The sequence below is a fragment of the Paenibacillus sp. JT22N1 genome (assembly GCF_059692155.1).
Genome location: NZ_JCAUAW010000003.1, coordinates 130,669 through 146,434 on the forward strand (window position 1 = coordinate 130,669; position 15,766 = coordinate 146,434).

Annotated in this window: 16 protein-coding genes; all 16 read right to left on the reverse strand. The window is 46.2% G+C overall.

Going from position 1 to position 15,766, the window contains the following annotated elements; all coding sequences use genetic code 11:
- Positions 1–111: 111 nt before the first annotated feature.
- Complete coding sequence (trmD, locus tag AC58UU_RS06915) at positions 112–870, reverse strand: tRNA (guanosine(37)-N1)-methyltransferase TrmD (RefSeq protein ID WP_497314198.1); 759 nt, start codon at positions 868–870, stop codon at positions 112–114.
- Positions 867–1,382, reverse strand: a complete 516-nt coding sequence (rimM, locus tag AC58UU_RS06920; RefSeq protein WP_307443547.1) for a ribosome maturation factor RimM — start codon at positions 1,380–1,382, stop codon at positions 867–869. Before rimM ends, trmD begins: the two co-directional genes overlap by 4 nt.
- 82 nt (positions 1,383–1,464) lie before the next feature.
- Positions 1,465–1,695: a KH domain-containing protein gene (locus AC58UU_RS06925; protein ID WP_047672782.1), complete on the reverse strand. Its 231-nt coding sequence runs from the start codon at positions 1,693–1,695 to the stop codon at positions 1,465–1,467.
- Positions 1,696–1,721: 26 nt separating this feature from the next.
- Entirely contained in the window at positions 1,722–1,994 is a 273-nt protein-coding gene (rpsP, locus tag AC58UU_RS06930) for a 30S ribosomal protein S16 (RefSeq protein ID WP_029195333.1), read from the reverse strand.
- Between the two features lie 35 nt (positions 1,995–2,029).
- Positions 2,030–3,388 (reverse strand): signal recognition particle protein, encoded by a 1,359-nt coding sequence (gene ffh / locus AC58UU_RS06935; protein WP_497314200.1) that lies wholly within the window; start codon positions 3,386–3,388, stop codon positions 2,030–2,032.
- 34 nt (positions 3,389–3,422) lie between these two features.
- Complete coding sequence (locus tag AC58UU_RS06940; protein ID WP_497314202.1) at positions 3,423–3,773, reverse strand: putative DNA-binding protein; 351 nt, start codon at positions 3,771–3,773, stop codon at positions 3,423–3,425.
- A 169-nt stretch (positions 3,774–3,942) separates the two neighbouring features.
- Positions 3,943–4,935 carry a signal recognition particle-docking protein FtsY gene (ftsY, locus tag AC58UU_RS06945; RefSeq protein WP_497314204.1) on the reverse strand — a complete coding sequence of 331 codons (993 nt, stop codon included), beginning with the start codon at positions 4,933–4,935 and terminating at the stop codon, positions 3,943–3,945.
- 32 nt (positions 4,936–4,967) lie between these two features.
- The gene (smc, locus tag AC58UU_RS06950; RefSeq protein ID WP_497314206.1) at positions 4,968–8,543 is read right to left on the reverse strand and encodes a chromosome segregation protein SMC; all 3,576 of its coding nucleotides are present in this window, start codon (positions 8,541–8,543) and stop codon (positions 4,968–4,970) included.
- Between the two features lie 94 nt (positions 8,544–8,637).
- Positions 8,638–9,339, reverse strand: a complete 702-nt coding sequence (gene rnc / locus AC58UU_RS06955; protein ID WP_171688284.1) for a ribonuclease III — start codon at positions 9,337–9,339, stop codon at positions 8,638–8,640.
- A gap of 61 nt (positions 9,340–9,400) precedes the next feature.
- Positions 9,401–10,636 (reverse strand): beta-ketoacyl-ACP synthase II, encoded by a 1,236-nt coding sequence (gene fabF, locus AC58UU_RS06960; RefSeq protein WP_497314208.1) that lies wholly within the window; start codon positions 10,634–10,636, stop codon positions 9,401–9,403.
- Between the two features lie 94 nt (positions 10,637–10,730).
- A complete protein-coding gene (acpP, locus tag AC58UU_RS06965; protein ID WP_028558238.1) occupies positions 10,731–10,964 on the reverse strand; it encodes an acyl carrier protein in 234 nt (77 codons plus the stop codon).
- 84 nt (positions 10,965–11,048) lie between these two features.
- Positions 11,049–11,789, reverse strand: coding sequence for a 3-oxoacyl-[acyl-carrier-protein] reductase (fabG, locus tag AC58UU_RS06970; protein ID WP_029195326.1), 741 nt, complete (start codon positions 11,787–11,789; stop codon positions 11,049–11,051).
- On the reverse strand, positions 11,776–12,726 hold the full coding sequence (gene fabD / locus AC58UU_RS06975; RefSeq protein ID WP_497314210.1) for an ACP S-malonyltransferase: 951 nt from the start codon (positions 12,724–12,726) through the stop codon (positions 11,776–11,778). The genes fabG and fabD overlap by 14 nt, the downstream gene beginning before the upstream one ends.
- 436 nt (positions 12,727–13,162) lie before the next feature.
- Positions 13,163–14,149: a beta-ketoacyl-ACP synthase III gene (locus AC58UU_RS06980; RefSeq protein WP_216625518.1), complete on the reverse strand. Its 987-nt coding sequence runs from the start codon at positions 14,147–14,149 to the stop codon at positions 13,163–13,165.
- The gene (gene plsX, locus AC58UU_RS06985) at positions 14,146–15,150 is read right to left on the reverse strand and encodes a phosphate acyltransferase PlsX (RefSeq protein ID WP_171648791.1); all 1,005 of its coding nucleotides are present in this window, start codon (positions 15,148–15,150) and stop codon (positions 14,146–14,148) included. Before plsX ends, AC58UU_RS06980 begins: the two co-directional genes overlap by 4 nt.
- A complete protein-coding gene (fapR, locus tag AC58UU_RS06990) occupies positions 15,134–15,748 on the reverse strand; it encodes a transcription factor FapR (protein WP_047672754.1) in 615 nt (204 codons plus the stop codon). The genes plsX and fapR overlap by 17 nt, the downstream gene beginning before the upstream one ends.
- Between the last annotated feature and the right edge of the window lie 18 nt (positions 15,749–15,766).

Below are 15,766 nucleotides of genomic sequence, written 5' to 3' on the forward strand. Positions count from 1 at the left end.
TCTTAGTTGTTATGCGTAGAGGACCACCAGACTCGAACTGTTGAAAAATTCACAACAGAATATATACTATCATAGACAGGAAAGAAATTCAATAGAGAAGTTTTTGGGGGTTTACTCCTTCTGTTTCCGTCCGTTCCATTCAACCACCCAAGCTTTTTCCTCTTTGGATAGTTCTCTTCCTTCAAGCAAATCAGGACGACGTTCTAACGTTCGGAACAGAGACTCCTTGCGTCGCCAACGCTTCACATTCTCATGATGCCCTGATAACAGCATCTCAGGCACGTCCCAGTCCCTGAACTTCGCAGGCCTCGTGTAGTGAGGATACTCAAGCAAGCCTGTGGAAAACGAATCTGTCACCGCTGACATCTCATTGCCGAGCACACCAGGCAGCAGCCTCACTACGCTGTCTATAACGACCATAGCGGGTAACTCGCCGCCTGTTAATACATAATCACCGATGGACAGCTCATCCGTCACTAGATACTGCCTAATGCGCTCATCATAGCCTTCATAATGACCACATATGAACACGAGATGCTGTTCATTAGACAGTTCCTCCGCTTTCTTCTGTGTGAACGTCTCCCCTTGTGGGCACATGAGAATCACTCTTGGCTTCACCGGGTCTTGTCCATCTTCTTGATGTATGGGCAGATTCTCAACAGCTGCAAAGATCGGCTCTGGCTTTAAAACCATCCCTCCACCGCCGCCGTATGGATAATCATCTACTGTATTATGCTTATTATTGGAATAATCTCGAAAATTAACCGTGTTGAGAGCAACAATTCCCTTGTCACGTGCTTTCCCTAAAATGCTGGACGAAAACACACCCTCGAACATCTCCGGGAACAGGGTCAATACATCGATTCTCATTCCATTAATCCTTCCATCAGATGAATACGAATCGTTTTGTTGGCAATGTCCACATCGAGTATTACATCATCAATAACTGGGAGCAGCAACTGTTTGCCTTTCGGCAAAGAAACGACCCATACATCATTTGCCCCTGGTGTCAATACCTCAGAAACAAGCCCTAACTCCTGGCCTTCTTCCGTAACGACCTTACAACCAATGATCTCGTGATAATAGTATTCTCCTTCTTCAAGAGGCTGTTGCTCCTTAGCTTCAATCTTGAGAAGTGAGCCTTTGAATTTCTCAACATCATTGATGTTAGAGAATTGGTCAAACTGCAAGATAAACATATTTTTATGTAAGCGGGAGGTTTGCACCGTCACCGGCGTTTGCTTATTTTGAGAATCTACAATAATCAACGCGTTTCCTTTATCAAAACGCTCGGGAAAATCAGTTTCCGGAACCACTTTTAGCTCTCCACGAATACCATGGCTATTCACAATTCGACCAACTGTCACAAGTTTTTCGCTCATATGCGCTTGCCCAACCTCCACATTAATTTACCTTCAAAACCATACAAGAAAAAGGTTAGGAACTAAATCCTAACCTAATTTCTTATGAAACGATTTCAACGGCTACCCGTTTCGTCTCTTTCACTGCTGCCGACGTGACAACTGTGCGGAGCGACTTCGCAATCTTGCCTTGCTTGCCAATCACTTTACCGACATCGTCGGGGTGGACAGAAAGCCTGTACTCGATCTTGTCATCTTTCTCCACCACAGCGACACGTACTTCTTCCGGATGATCGACAAGAGCCTTAGCAATTACGGTGATAAGATCCTTCATGAACCCACCCTCCGAAAGATAACAGATTACTTCTGTAATTTCAGTTCGTGAAACTTAGTCATCAGACCTGCTTTTGAGAACAGGCTGCGAACTGTATCGGACGGTTGAGCGCCAGTTTGAAGCCATTTCAGCGCTTTCTCCTCATCAAGAGTTACAGCTGCTGGTTCAGCAATTGGGTTATAAGTACCGATTTCTTCGATAAAACGACCATCACGCGGGGAACGGGAATCCGAAACCACTACACGGTAAAAAGGAGCTTTATGAGCGCCTACACGTTTAAGACGAATACGTACTGCCATGAAAAATCACCTCCTACTTAGAATAAAATGCTTATTTAAAAGGGGAATTTAAATCCCTTGCCTAACTTCTTCATTCCTTTGGCACCTTTAGGTCCCATCATGCCGGAAAACTGCTTCATCATTTTGCGCATATCGTCAAACTGCTTGATGAAACGGTTGACCTCTTGCACCGAGTTGCCACTGCCTTGAGCAATCCGTTTGCGACGGTTCGCATTGAGAAGTTCTGGTTTGCGTTTCTCTTCGGTTGTCATCGATTTCACAATAGCTTCAACACGTGCCATTTGTTTGTCGTCAACCTTCATATCTTTCATGCCTTTGATCTTATTAGCACCTGGAAGCATCTCAAGAATTTGATCCAGAGGACCCATTTTCTTCACTTGCTCCATTTGATCAAGGAAATCCTCGAAGGTGAATTCGGCGTTGCGCATTTTGCGCTCCATCTCTTTCGCCTTGTCCATATCGATACCGGCTTGCGCCTTCTCAATCAAGGTAAGCATGTCGCCCATACCAAGAATTCTTGAGGCCATACGATCAGGGAAGAATGGTTCTAGTGCATCCATTTTCTCACCGCTAGCCACGAACTTAATTGGGCAACCTGTGACAGCTTTAACCGATAACGCCGCGCCGCCGCGGGTATCGCCATCCAGCTTGGTCAGTACAACACCTGTAAGTTCAAGCTGTTGATGAAAGCTTTCTGCAACATTGACTGCATCCTGCCCGGTCATCGCATCGACAACGAGCAATATTTCATCCGGTTCAACAGCAGTTCGAACATTTTTCAGCTCGTCCATCAGGTTTTCATCAATGTGCAGACGACCTGCAGTATCGATAATGACATAATCATTACCGTTATCTTTGGCATGCTGAAGTCCTGCTTTTGCAATATCGACAGGATTTACTTGATCCCCAAGTGAAAACACCGGAACATTGAGCTGTTCTCCAAGAACCTGCAGCTGTTTAATCGCAGCTGGACGATAAATGTCACAAGCTACAAGAAGCGGTCTATGGTTTTGTTTAACGAGCATCTTCGCTAGCTTACCAGAAGTTGTTGTCTTACCTGCCCCTTGCAAACCTGCCATCATGATGATTGTTGGCGGTCGATTCGAACGAGCTAACTTACTTTGTGTACCGCCCATAAGTGCGGTTAGCTCTTTGTTAACGATATCGATAACGACCATGCCTGGCGTGAAGGATTTCAATACTTCTTGTCCGATGGACTGTTCCTTCACCTTAGCAATAAAGTCTTTGACTACTTTAAAGTTAACGTCCGCTTCAAGCAGCGCCAATCGTACTTCGCGAAGCGCTTCGCCTACATCTTCTTCCGTCAGCTTACCTTTGCTTCTCAGCTTACCGAAAACGTTCTGCAACCGGTTTGCCAATCCTTCAAATGCCATGCGCTTCACCTCCTGCTTCTGGACTTTCTATGTTTTAATCGATCCCTACTATTGTATCAAAAAGTTCCGTTGTTTTCCTCTTTAGCTCCGGTTCGCAAACATCAAGCACCTGAACCAGTTCCGCACGCAGCTTCATGCGTTGTTCGTGCTTATGTACGAGATGCAATTTACTCTCATAATCCTGAAGAGTTGATTCTGCACGTTTAATATGTTCATAAACCGCCTGGCGGCTAATTTCAAAATTCTCAGCGATTTCTCCTAGCGAGTAATCATCATGAAAATACAGTTGGAGGAACGTTCTCTGTTTATCGGTCAACAGCGGTTCATAGAAATCAAAAAGCAAGTTAACGCGATTCGTTTTCTCAAGCATTTGATCGATAGACATGATCCACCTCCGTAAAGGTTGCACGCTTGACAGCAGCACAACAGAACCTATCATACTGAATTCCAAGATGAATGTCAAGCATTTGACCTTGTCAGTAATGAACAAAAAAATTCCCCTCTAACCAACAAACGGCTGAGGAGAATTCTTCAAGTATCAGAGAAGAAAAAGATTAAGCATTCTCTTCTTTATGCTCACCGATCCATTTGCCAAAGAGAGCGTGAACGAATTGCTCGGAATCAAAAGGTTGAAGATCATCCATTTTCTCACCGAGGCCAACGAATTTCACAGGAAGTGACAACTCTTGACGGATTGCTACAACAATTCCGCCTTTGGCCGTACCATCGAGCTTGGAAAGCACCAACCCCGTTAGACCTGTTTTGTCACCGAAAAGCTTTGCTTGGCTGAGTGCATTTTGTCCCGTAGTAGCATCTAAAACGAGAATGACCTCATGGGGAGCATCTGGTACTTCACGCTGGATAACGCGATAGATCTTATTCAGTTCCTCCATCAAATTCACTTTATTTTGCAAACGACCGGCTGTATCGCATAACAAGATGTCTACACCACGCGTTTTCGCTGCCTGCACCGCATCAAACATGACGGCTGCAGGGTCGGAGCCTGATTGCTGTTTAATCACATCAACACCAACACGCTCGCCCCAAGTTTCCAACTGCTCAATTGCACCGGCACGAAATGTATCGCCTGCAGCCATTAACACTTTTTTTCCTTGAGATTTAAACATGTGCGCCATTTTGCCGATTGTCGTTGTCTTCCCAACACCATTCACTCCAACAAACAAAATGACGGATAATCCATTTGGATTTAATTTCAGTCCTGCATCAGCGTCACCCTTTAATAGCTCAATCAACTTTTCGGAAAGGATTGGTTGCAGCTCCGCGGGATCTTCAATTTTGCGTTTCTTCACCTCAGCACGAAGCTGATCGATTAGCTTAAGCACTGTATTTACACCCACATCAGCGCCAATTAGAATTTCTTCAAGCTCTTCATAAAAGTCCTCATCTATCTTCTTGCGGCGGCTAAATAAATCATCCACACGATCGACGAAGGCGTCTCTTGTTTTCGTTAGTCCTTCTTTGAACTTATTCGTGACCACTTCGGCCTTACTGGAAATACTTTCCTTTAATCGTTTAAAAAAGCTCATGGTTCCTCCTAATAAAATAACATTCAACCTAATTATGATGCGGACATGGCGGCTTCTTCATCCTCTAAACGAACGGAAACGAGCTTGGAAACACCGCCCTCTTGCATCGTTACCCCATACAGCACATCCGCTTCCTCCATTGTCCCCTTACGGTGCGTAACTACGATAAATTGCGTCATTTCAGAGAACTCACGTAAGTATTCGGCAAAACGAGATACGTTCGCTTCATCCAAAGCAGCTTCTACCTCATCTAGTACGCAGAATGGAACCGGCTTTACGCGTATAATCGAGAAAAGCAGTGCAATCGCTGTGAGAGCCCGCTCTCCACCGGAAAGAAGCTGGAGATTTTGCAGCTTTTTACCAGGCGGCTGTGCAACAATCTCAATACCTGTATCCAGCATATTCTCTGGCTCAGATAGAATCAAATCCGCACGGCCACCGCCGAACAATTTAGCAAATACGACGCCAAAGTGCGAGCGGATCGCATCAAAGGTGGTCTTAAATCGTTTGGACATTTCTAGATCCATTTCACGGATGACCTGATAAAGCGTCGTTTTGGCTTCGATCAAATCATTTTTCTGGGAGTCTAAGAATTCATAGCGCTCAGAGACCCGCGCATACTCTTCAATAGCACCGAGGTTCACATCACCAAGCGAAGCGATTTCGCGTTTAAGTTCACGCACTCTGCCCTGCGTACCTTGGATATCCTCAGGAACTGGATAGCGCTCTTTTGCTAACTCATAGCTAAGCTCATATTCTTCCCCTAGCTTCTTCAGCAGGTTTTCTAGCTCAACATCCAATCGAGTCACACGAACTTCAGTTTGATGCAGATTCTCTTCAACCTGCTTCAGCTGAATACGTTGCGTCCGGGTCTCATTCTCTTCTTGCTCAAGCTTATGTAACCAATCCGTTCGCTCAGCACGTTTGAAATCAATGTTTTCTGAGCAGTGCTGCTTCTTGATTTTGAGATCATTAAGTAATTCAACTTGAAGTACAGTCTCTTGATCAAGTGCTGCCATATCTTGCACCAACTGCTCAAGCAGACCGCGGTTCATTTCCATTTCTCGCTCAGCTTCGCCTAGATCCTGCTGAAGTCGACGCTGTTGATCTTGGAGTGACTGTTTCTCTTGCGAAATGGAAGCCACCTTGACTTTCAAATCCGTCAACTGGCTTTGCAGTTCTTCCTTCTCCGACTCACTCGCTTTACGGGAGTGCTCGGCATCGCGAATCGCTTTCTGCAAAGAAGCTTCTTCTTCTTGCAGTTCAGCCAGCGCTGCTTCGGACTCGACTTTCTTACGTCCAAGATCGGCCTGCTCTTCAAGCAGTGAACCTCGATCTTGACTATCTAGCGTTAGCTGTTCTTCAACCGTGCGGCTCTCAGACTCAAGCGGATTCAATTCTGCCCTAATTTGCTGCTCGGTGATACGTTTTTGCTCACCCTGCTGACGGAGCTGTTCGATCGTCATCATATCATCCGTAATCTCGCGCTTAATCACGCTCGATTGACTGCGCAAACCACTGAGCTGCTGCTCAGAAGTTTTAATCTCCTGATCCAGCTCCTCAATTTGACGTTGACGTCCAAGTAGATTCGTTGATTTCTTCTGCAAGCTTCCGCCCGTCATCGAACCACCAGGATTCACGACGTCACCTTCCAGCGTCACAACCCGATAGCGATACTGTGCTTTAGCAGCAATATGATTCGCATCTTCTAGACTCTGCGCCACAACAACATTCCCAAGTAGGCTTGAGAAGATGTTCTGGTAAGTGGACTCAAATGAAACAAGATCAACAGCAAGGCCGACAAAACCTTTGGAAGATTTCAAAGAACTAAGCTCACTATCGGAAATCGAGCGTCCGCGAATAACATTCATAGGCAGGAACGTAGCGCGTCCCATTTGACGGCGCTTCAAGAAGGCAATGGCTTCACGCCCATCCGCTTCGGTCTCGACAACGATATTTTGCAAGGCTCCGCCGAGCGCCGTCTCAATCGCAATCTCAACGTCTGCCGGCACCTTAACTAGCTCGGCTACGGCCCCGCGAATACCACGCAAATCCTTACGACTCTTCGCTTTAAGAACTTCTTTAACACCTTGCATGAAGCCATCGTAATCGTTGGCCATCTCTTTCATAGTATCGCGGCGGGATGTCAAGGCATCCAGCTTCTGTTCCCATTTGCGGACCATTCCTTGTGCATCATCGAGCAACCCCTGCTTGCTTTTCAAGCTTTGGGTTAACTGCACATACCTTTGTCGTTCATTTTCAATTTCACTAACTGTTTGTTCTAATTTAGCCGTCAACTCTTGCTTACGGATCGAAATCTTCTCGCGCTGATCAGCCCATTTCTGACGTTCTTCATCAAGCCTTTCCAAACGACGACCAATACTTTCCGTTTGCTGCTCAGCGTAACGAATCTCGTTCCTTGCCTGAGCCATTCGATTCAGCGTTTCCAGCAATTCGCCCTTCAATTGATCTTCAGGCGAGGAACTAATACCGCCATTAACCCCAAGTAACCGCTGTTCTTCCGCTGTCAGCTTCGCTTGAAACTCAAATAGCTGGGCGCCAATTTGAATGATTTTCTCACGCTGCTGGCTGAGCTCTGCATCTTTATCTATTTTACGCTGCTCTTGCATAGCGATAGTAGTGCTTAGCTGCTGGTGATTAGCCACGTAATTCTTATTACGCTCTTTGAGTACTTCGCCATGCCCTTCGCACTTCTCGAAATCTTCGCTCAGTTGAAGTAAACTTTCTTGAAGCTTTTCCAGCTCCTCCTCTAACCTGCGAGTTTCCCATCGATGCTTCTCCAAGTGCGCATCATGCTGATTCACAATCGTCGAAAGCTCTGTTTGTTCCTTGACTAGCTTCTCTAGCAGCTGCTTCGCATCATTCCATGAAATGTAAATCTGATCAATCTGATGTACATACATAGCAATCTCACTGCTTTTGAGCGTCTCCCGAAGCTCTTTATAACGTATCGCCTTCTCAGACTGCTCGCGAAGCGGTTCGATTTGATCCTCAAGCTCAGAAACCAAGTCGTGAATCCGTAGCAGATTTTGCTCGGTGTCACTCAATTTCTTCTCAGCTTCACGTTTACGCGATTTATATTTAACAATCCCCGAAGCCTCTTCAAAGATTCCTCGACGATCTTCGGATTTCGTACTTAAAATTTCTTCAATACGGCCTTGTCCAATAATCGAATAAGCTTCTTTCCCTATCCCGGTATCCATGAACAATTCCGTTATATCTTTCAAGCGGCAGGGCTGCTTATTAATTAAATACTCACTTTCCCCACTGCGATGCACTCTGCGAGTAACCGTCACTTCATTGAAGTCTAGTGGAAGCGATTGCGACGTATTATCAAGCGTCAGCGAGACTTCCCCATAATTGACCGCTCGTCGCGCATCACTGCCTGCAAAAATAACATCTTCCATTTTACCGCCACGTAAGGACTTTGCACTTTGCTCACCTAATACCCAGCGGATACCGTCCGAAATATTACTTTTTCCACTGCCGTTAGGACCTACAACCGCGGTAATACCGCGTACAAATTCCAGTTCCGTACGGTCTGCGAAAGACTTAAACCCGGATAATTCAATCCGTTTCAAAAACATGGTCTCACCTCAAAAATTATTGTAACATATCCCTTATAAAAATAAGAGAAAAAAACAAAAAGGCGGCCGCAGCCGCCCCTTTAAGCCATATGCATTACCGCTGAACGGTCACATTCAATTTCGACAAGGCCCCAGCAGCAGCCTGCTGTTCCGCTTCTTTCTTGGAACGTCCTGCTCCGGTTCCCAGAAGGTCGGCATCCATGTGCACTTCAGCAACAAACTCACGTTCATGAGCAGGCCCTCGTTCATTCACAATGCGGTATTCCAATGAACCCATGTTGTGATGTTGGGTATGCTCCTGCAGTAGAGTCTTGTAATCAATAATTAGCAGTTTACCTTCGCTGGAGATTTTTGCGAAAACGTGCTTTTTGAGAAAACCTTTTACGATATCCAAGCCTTGATCAAGGTATAAAGCTCCAACAAAGGACTCGAAAACGTCGGCAAGGAGTGCCGGGCGCGAACGCCCTCCAGTTAACTCTTCCCCTTTACCGAGTAATACAAAAGCACCGAAATCCAAATCTTCAGCAAACGTAACGAGTGACGGCTCACAAACGATAGACGCCCTGAGCTTAGTCAATTCACCTTCTGAACGCCCTGGATAAGAATCATATAAAAATTCCGAAACCGTTAGTTCAAGGACAGCATCCCCTAGAAACTCCAGACGCTCGTTATCTTTATGCCCAGCAATACGGTGTTCATTGACATAAGAAGAATGGGTAAAAGCTTGCTGAAGCAGCTCTTTTTTCCGAAATGTAATCCCAATTCGCTGCTGCAGTTCTTTAATATCACGGTTCATCGCCTTTATTCACCACCCAGAGAGAATGATATTCCGTTATCTTTCTTCGTAGGAAGGCAAATTATGCTTCAAACCTTTTCAAGATAATCGTTGCATTATGTCCACCAAAACCAAACGAGTTCGACATCGCAATGTCTACCTTCGCTTCACGAGCTGTATTTGGCACATAATCCAAATCACACTCAGGGTCTTGGTTTACCAAATTGATTGTTGGTGCAATCAAGCTATTAGAAATGGTTAAGCCACAGATAACAGCTTCTACACCGCCTGCAGCGCCAAGTAAATGGCCCGTCATTGATTTCGTCGAGCTAACTGCTACTTTGTAGGCGTGTTCGCCTAAAGCTTTCTTAATAGCCGTAGTCTCCGATCTATCTCCTACTGACGTAGAAGTTCCATGAGCATTAATGTAAGAAATCGACTCTGGGCTAATGCCCGCGTCTTTAATCGCTTTGACCATACAACGCGCTGCCCCGTCCGGATCTGGATCTGTCATGTGATAAGCATCACCGCTCATCCCATAACCTATCACTTCCGCATAGATGCGTGCCCCACGCTTCTGCGCATGTTCAAGCGATTCCAAAATCATCACGCCTGCACCTTCGCCCATGACAAAACCATCGCGGTCTGTATCAAACGGGCGGCTAGCCAAGTGAGGCTCTTCATTACGAGTTGACATAGCACGCAATGCACAGAAACCAGCCACACCAATTGGTGTAATCGTTGCTTCAGCACCGCCGCAAATCATTACGTCAGCATCACCACGTTGAATCATTTTGAACGAATCACCGATGGAGTGAGTACCTGTCGCACAGGCAGTAACAGCCGTAGAGTTCGGTCCTTTTGCCCCTGTGATCATTGAAACTTGACCAGACGCCATATTCGCAATCATCATTGGAATAAAGAAGGGAGATACGCGTTTCGGACCCTTTTCCAATAGAATTCTATGCTGTTCTTCCCACGTGTTCAAACCGCCAATTCCTGATCCGACCGATACGCCCACGCGTTCAGGATCCGTATCTTCCTTCACATTCAAGCTCGCGTCTTTTAGAGCATTTATCGCACCAGCTACAGCGAATTGAACGAAACGGTCCATACGACGTGAATCCTTACGATCTACATAATTCTCAATATTAAAATCTTTAACCTCAGCAGCAATACGAGTCGGATACTCGCTTACATCAAAATTCTCGATCAAACTGATTCCAGATTTACCGGAAGTCAGATTGCCCCAAAATGTTTCTAAATCTTGACCAAGGGCAGTAACTACGCCCATACCTGTAATTACAACTCTGTTCATTTGTACCACCTTCTATGTAGTAAAGCATCATTTTTTATTGTTTGAAAATGGAGAGAAAGTCCCGTCTTGATTAGAAACGGGACTCGGTAGACTATTACGTATGAGATTTTATGTAATTCGTAACTTCTCCTACAGTCGTAATCTTCTCAGCATCTTCATCGGAAATTTCTAAATCGAACTCATCTTCTAATTCCATTACTAATTCAACTACATCGAGAGAATCAGCACCTAGATCTTCTTTGAAAGATGCTTCGAGGGTGACTTCAGCTTCATCAACCCCTAGACGATCGACAACAATTCGTTTAACACGATCCAATACGTCGGACATCCGGTTCACCTCCTCTTTGGTATTATACGAGAATCTCTGACAGATTGCCAGTAGTCAATTTTGAGATTCTCTTTCTGGTAAAACTTACATGTACATGCCGCCATCCACATGGAGTGTTTGGCCTGTCATGTAGGACGCATCGTCTGATGCTAGGAAGCGAACAACCTTTGCAATTTCCTCAGGTTGGCCAAGGCGTTCCAGTGGAATTTGCTTCAGCATTTGCTCTCGCATCTCGGATGACAACTTGTCCGTCATATCGGTTTCAATGAAACCTGGCGCTACAGCATTCACCGTAATGCCTCGAGAAGATAGTTCTCTCGCAGTCGCTTTAGTTAAGCCAATAACGCCTGCTTTTGCTGCTACATAGTTGGCTTGACCCGGGTTACCGAGCACACCCACTACAGAAGATATATTAATAATTCGACCGAAACGCTGTTTCATCATCGGGCGAGTAACGGCTTTTACACAGTTGAATACACCCTTGAGATTCGTAGCGATGACTTGATCGAACTCTTCTTCCTTCATCCGCATGATTAAATTGTCTCTTGTTATGCCAGCATTATTCACAAGAATATCAATTTTACCAAAACTTTCTAGCGTTTGCTTCACTAAATCATCAGCTTCTTGAAAACTGCTTACGTCAGCACGCAGCTTAATAGCTTTACGTCCCATCGCTTCAATCTGCGCAACAACTTCTCCAGCAGCGGCTTCACTTCCTGCATAGTTCACAACAACGTCAGCGCCATGTTCAGCCAAATGCAAAGCAATCGCTCGGCCAATACCTCGAGATGCCCCCGTTACCAGTGCCACCTTACCCGTTAACATGATTGTGTACCTCCTGCATGTACTTCTCCAAAGCTTCTAGACTACCGATCGACACGGTTTTCACCGTTTTGTCTACCTTTTTGATCAGACCTGCGAGAACCGTTCCCGAGCCAAGCTCAATAAACGTATCGACGCCTTGGCCGATCAGATAAACAATGGTGTCCTCCCACAATACAGGAGAGTACACTTGCTCTACGAGCAGCCCGCGAATATCGCCAGGCTGCGTGACAGGACGAGCCGTTACGTTGGCTACAACGGGCACGGCTGCATCACTCATCTCGATCGACGCAAGCACCTCTGCGAGGCGCTGCGAGGCTGGCTTCATGAGTGAAGAGTGAAAAGGCCCGCTCACCTCGAGCGGTATTGCACGCTTCGCTCCGGCTTCTTTGCAGCGTTCAACAACCGCTGCAACGCCCTCTTTACTGCCCGAGACGACGATCTGTCCCGGGCAGTTCACATTGGCGAGCTCCACGACGGAGTCGCCGCTTGAGATAGCCGCGCATAGCTCCGCAAGCGCTTCGCGCTCGGCTCCCAGCACGGCTGCCATAGCACCCAGGCCGCCAGGGACGGCCTGTTCCATGAACTCGCCGCGGGCCCGCACGGTGCGGACCGCGTCTTCGAACGCGAGCACGCCCGCTGCGACCAGCGCGCTGTATTCACCGAGACTATGTCCAGCGACATAGTCTGGCTTAATGCCAGCAGCCTTGAACGCTTCCAGACAAGCGATGCTTGTTGTCAGCAGCGCGGGCTGCGTGTGATACGTGATCTTCAATTGGTCCTCTGGACCTTGGAAGATCAGATCAGATAACGAAAAGCCTAGCGCTTCGTTAGCGCGCTCAAAATATGCTCTAGCAGCAGGATGATTCGTGTATAAATCATGCCCCATCCCCACAGACTGCGAGCCTTGACCAGGAAATACAAATGCTATTTTACCCATACGAGAAAAGGATCCCCTTCCGCGATAATTTTCAGTAATTAATTATATAATTTTACTTAAAATCCCATTTGTTTGTCGGGCGAGTATTTTACTACCACCCTTATTGACACTATCCCCTTGGCTCAGTTCTTCAGTTCTTTAGTTCTTCAGTTCTTCAGTTCTTCAGTTCTTTAGTTCTTCAGTTCTTCAATTCTTCAGTTCTTCAGTTCTTCAGTTCTTCAGTTCTTTAGTTCTTTACTTCAACAGCGCCCACTCAAATTGTTTACTGAGCCTTAGGGATAATGCCAAAAGCATCACTCTGAAAACTTTTATCAGCTGCAAGTTTTTCAATCGAAGGTGCATTGATCCAGCGTAACCCTCGGGTTCAGAAGAACAGAAGAAAGAATGGTCTTTTCCTAATCGACTGAGCCTTAGGGATAATAAAGATAGTAAAAGACTACCAAACCAAGGCAGCTGCGCCCCATGTTAGGCCGCCGCCGAAGCCGACTAGCACGAGACGGTCGCCTTCATTCAATCTGCCCTGCTCAACTGCTTCAGCGAGAGCTACCGGGATAGAGGCCGCGGACATGTTGCCGTACTTGTCTAGGTTGATCATGCATTTATCGTCAGTCAATTCTAGACGATTTAGAGAAGCTTGAATGATTCTCATATTCGCTTGGTGTGGTACGAGCAGATCGATGTCTGTTTTTTCCCAGCCTGCTTTGCGCAGCGCTTCATCAGCGGCATTGCCCATGATCCGGACGGCAAATTTGAAGACTTCAGCTCCGGCCATATAGATGTAGTGCAAACGTTGGTCAATGGAGGCTTGTGAGGAAGGATTGCGTGACCCGCCACCTTCAATTTTTAGGAGCGGACCTCCTGTGCCGTCAGCGCCCAACTCAAACGATTTGAAACCTCTATGTTCAGGCACTTCCCCAATAACAACGGCGCCAGCGCCATCGCCAAAAAGAATGCATGTGTTTCGGTCTGTATAGTCAGTAATTTTGGATAAACAATCAGCGCCAATGATAAGTGCATGTTTATATGTACCTGTGGCAATGAAGTTAGAGGCATTAGCTAGTCCATATACAAAGCCTGAACAAGCTGCCGACAAGTCAAAAGCTGCTGCTTTTTTGGCTCCCAGCTTCTCTTGGAGAATACATGCCGTGGAAGGGAATGCCATATCAGGTGTAATCGTTGCTACTATAATTAAATCGAGTTGGTCCGCCGTAATCCCTGCATTAGTTAGAGCAATCAGCGCAGCTTCATAACAAAGATCAGAAGTAGCTTGTCCTTCGGCAGCTATTCTTCTCTCACGTATACCCGTCCTGGTCACGATCCACTCATCATTCGTTTCGACCATGGTTTCCAATTCTTGATTTGTTAAAATTCGTTCTGGTACATATTTACCCGTTCCGAGTACCCCAACCGGTATTAAGTTCATGTTGTTATATCTCTCTTCCCGTGGCTAATTTCGGCAGATATCGTGCCAACCAAATCATTTTGTAAGGCAACTCTCGCTTGACGAACTGCATTCTTAATGGCATTTGCATCGGAGGAGCCATGGCTTTTTAAGACCAATCCATCGATACCCAAAAACGGGGCCGCCCCATGTTCGTTATAATCCAACTTTTTGCGGAATTGTGTAAGTCCTGGTTTCAAGACAGCCGCTGCAAGTTTAGTGAAAAAGGTTTTGGTGAACTCTTGTTTTATTGCTGAGAAAATGGTAGACGCAGCGCCTTCCAATGATTTCAGCATGATATTTCCCGCAAATCCATCGCATACGATGACATCGCATTTGGCACGAAGCACTTGTGAGGATTCGACATTCCCCACAAAATGAATAGGGGCTTGTTCCATTAAAGGATATGCCGCTTTCGTTAATTCATTCCCTTTGGTCGCTTCTGTACCCACATTCAGCAAGCCTACACGAGGCTTGGCGATGCCATGTACTTTGGAGCGGTAAATACTGCCCATAATGGCGTATTGGATCAGTTGCTCGGCCGTTGCATCCATATTAGCTCCAAGATCGAGCGCAAGAACACCGTTTCCATCCATAGTTGGAATCATAGGCGCCAGTGCAGGACGTTCAATCCCTGGAATTCTTCCTACGACTAGCAATCCTGTCGTCATCAAAGCACCTGTATTTCCTGCGGAAATCATGGCTTCCGCTTTCTTTTCACGTACCAGCCTTCCTGCTACCACCATAGAAGCGTCTTTTTTGCGTCGAACGGCCTTAACGGGCTCATCCTCTGCTTCAATGACTTCTTCTGTGTGATGGATAGTTAAGTTCGCTGGCCTTTCTGTGAGGTGCGCTTCAATCGCTGCGCTGTTGCCGACCAGAATGATATGAACATCCTTCCATTCTTTGGCCGCTGCGAGTGCACCTTCCACTACGATTTTAGGGGCATTGTCGCCACCCATTGCATCAATCGCGATTCGCATGCAGCTTGTCCTCCCTATCTAGATGTTGCTCTTTCTTCGAATGAAAGATCACAAAGTTGCCTCGAAAAACCGTTTCATCGCCAACATATGAAAACACCTCGACTCTTGCTTTCCCTTTGGAAACGGAACGCACATAGGCTTTGGCGATACATTTCTCTCCGAGCTTTACAGAACGAATAAAACGTATGTCTGCAGAAGCTGTTAAAGCTATGGGATCGTCGATGACGGCAACCGCCAGGGAGTTCGCTTGCGAGAAAATATGATGTCCTCTTGCAATTTTGGTTCTTGAGAAAACATGATCTTCTTTAATTTCAAAAATCGAGATACCGCTTTGATCCAGCTGTAAATCAATCACTTCTCCAATAATTTCATCAATTGGCAGTGAGCGCACATGATCGTACGTTTTGACCGCCATATGCTTCATTCGTTCCCGCAGCTCAGGAATGCCGAGTTCCAACCGATCCAAGCGGACGGTTTGGATACTGACCTGAAACGTTCGCATCAGTTCCTCGTCTGTCATAAAAGGATTAGCTTCAATGGCTTGAAGCAATTGCTGCTGCCTTTGTCGTTTAGGAAGGCGTTCGATGGCGAGCACCACCTTATCTCGTGAGATCTC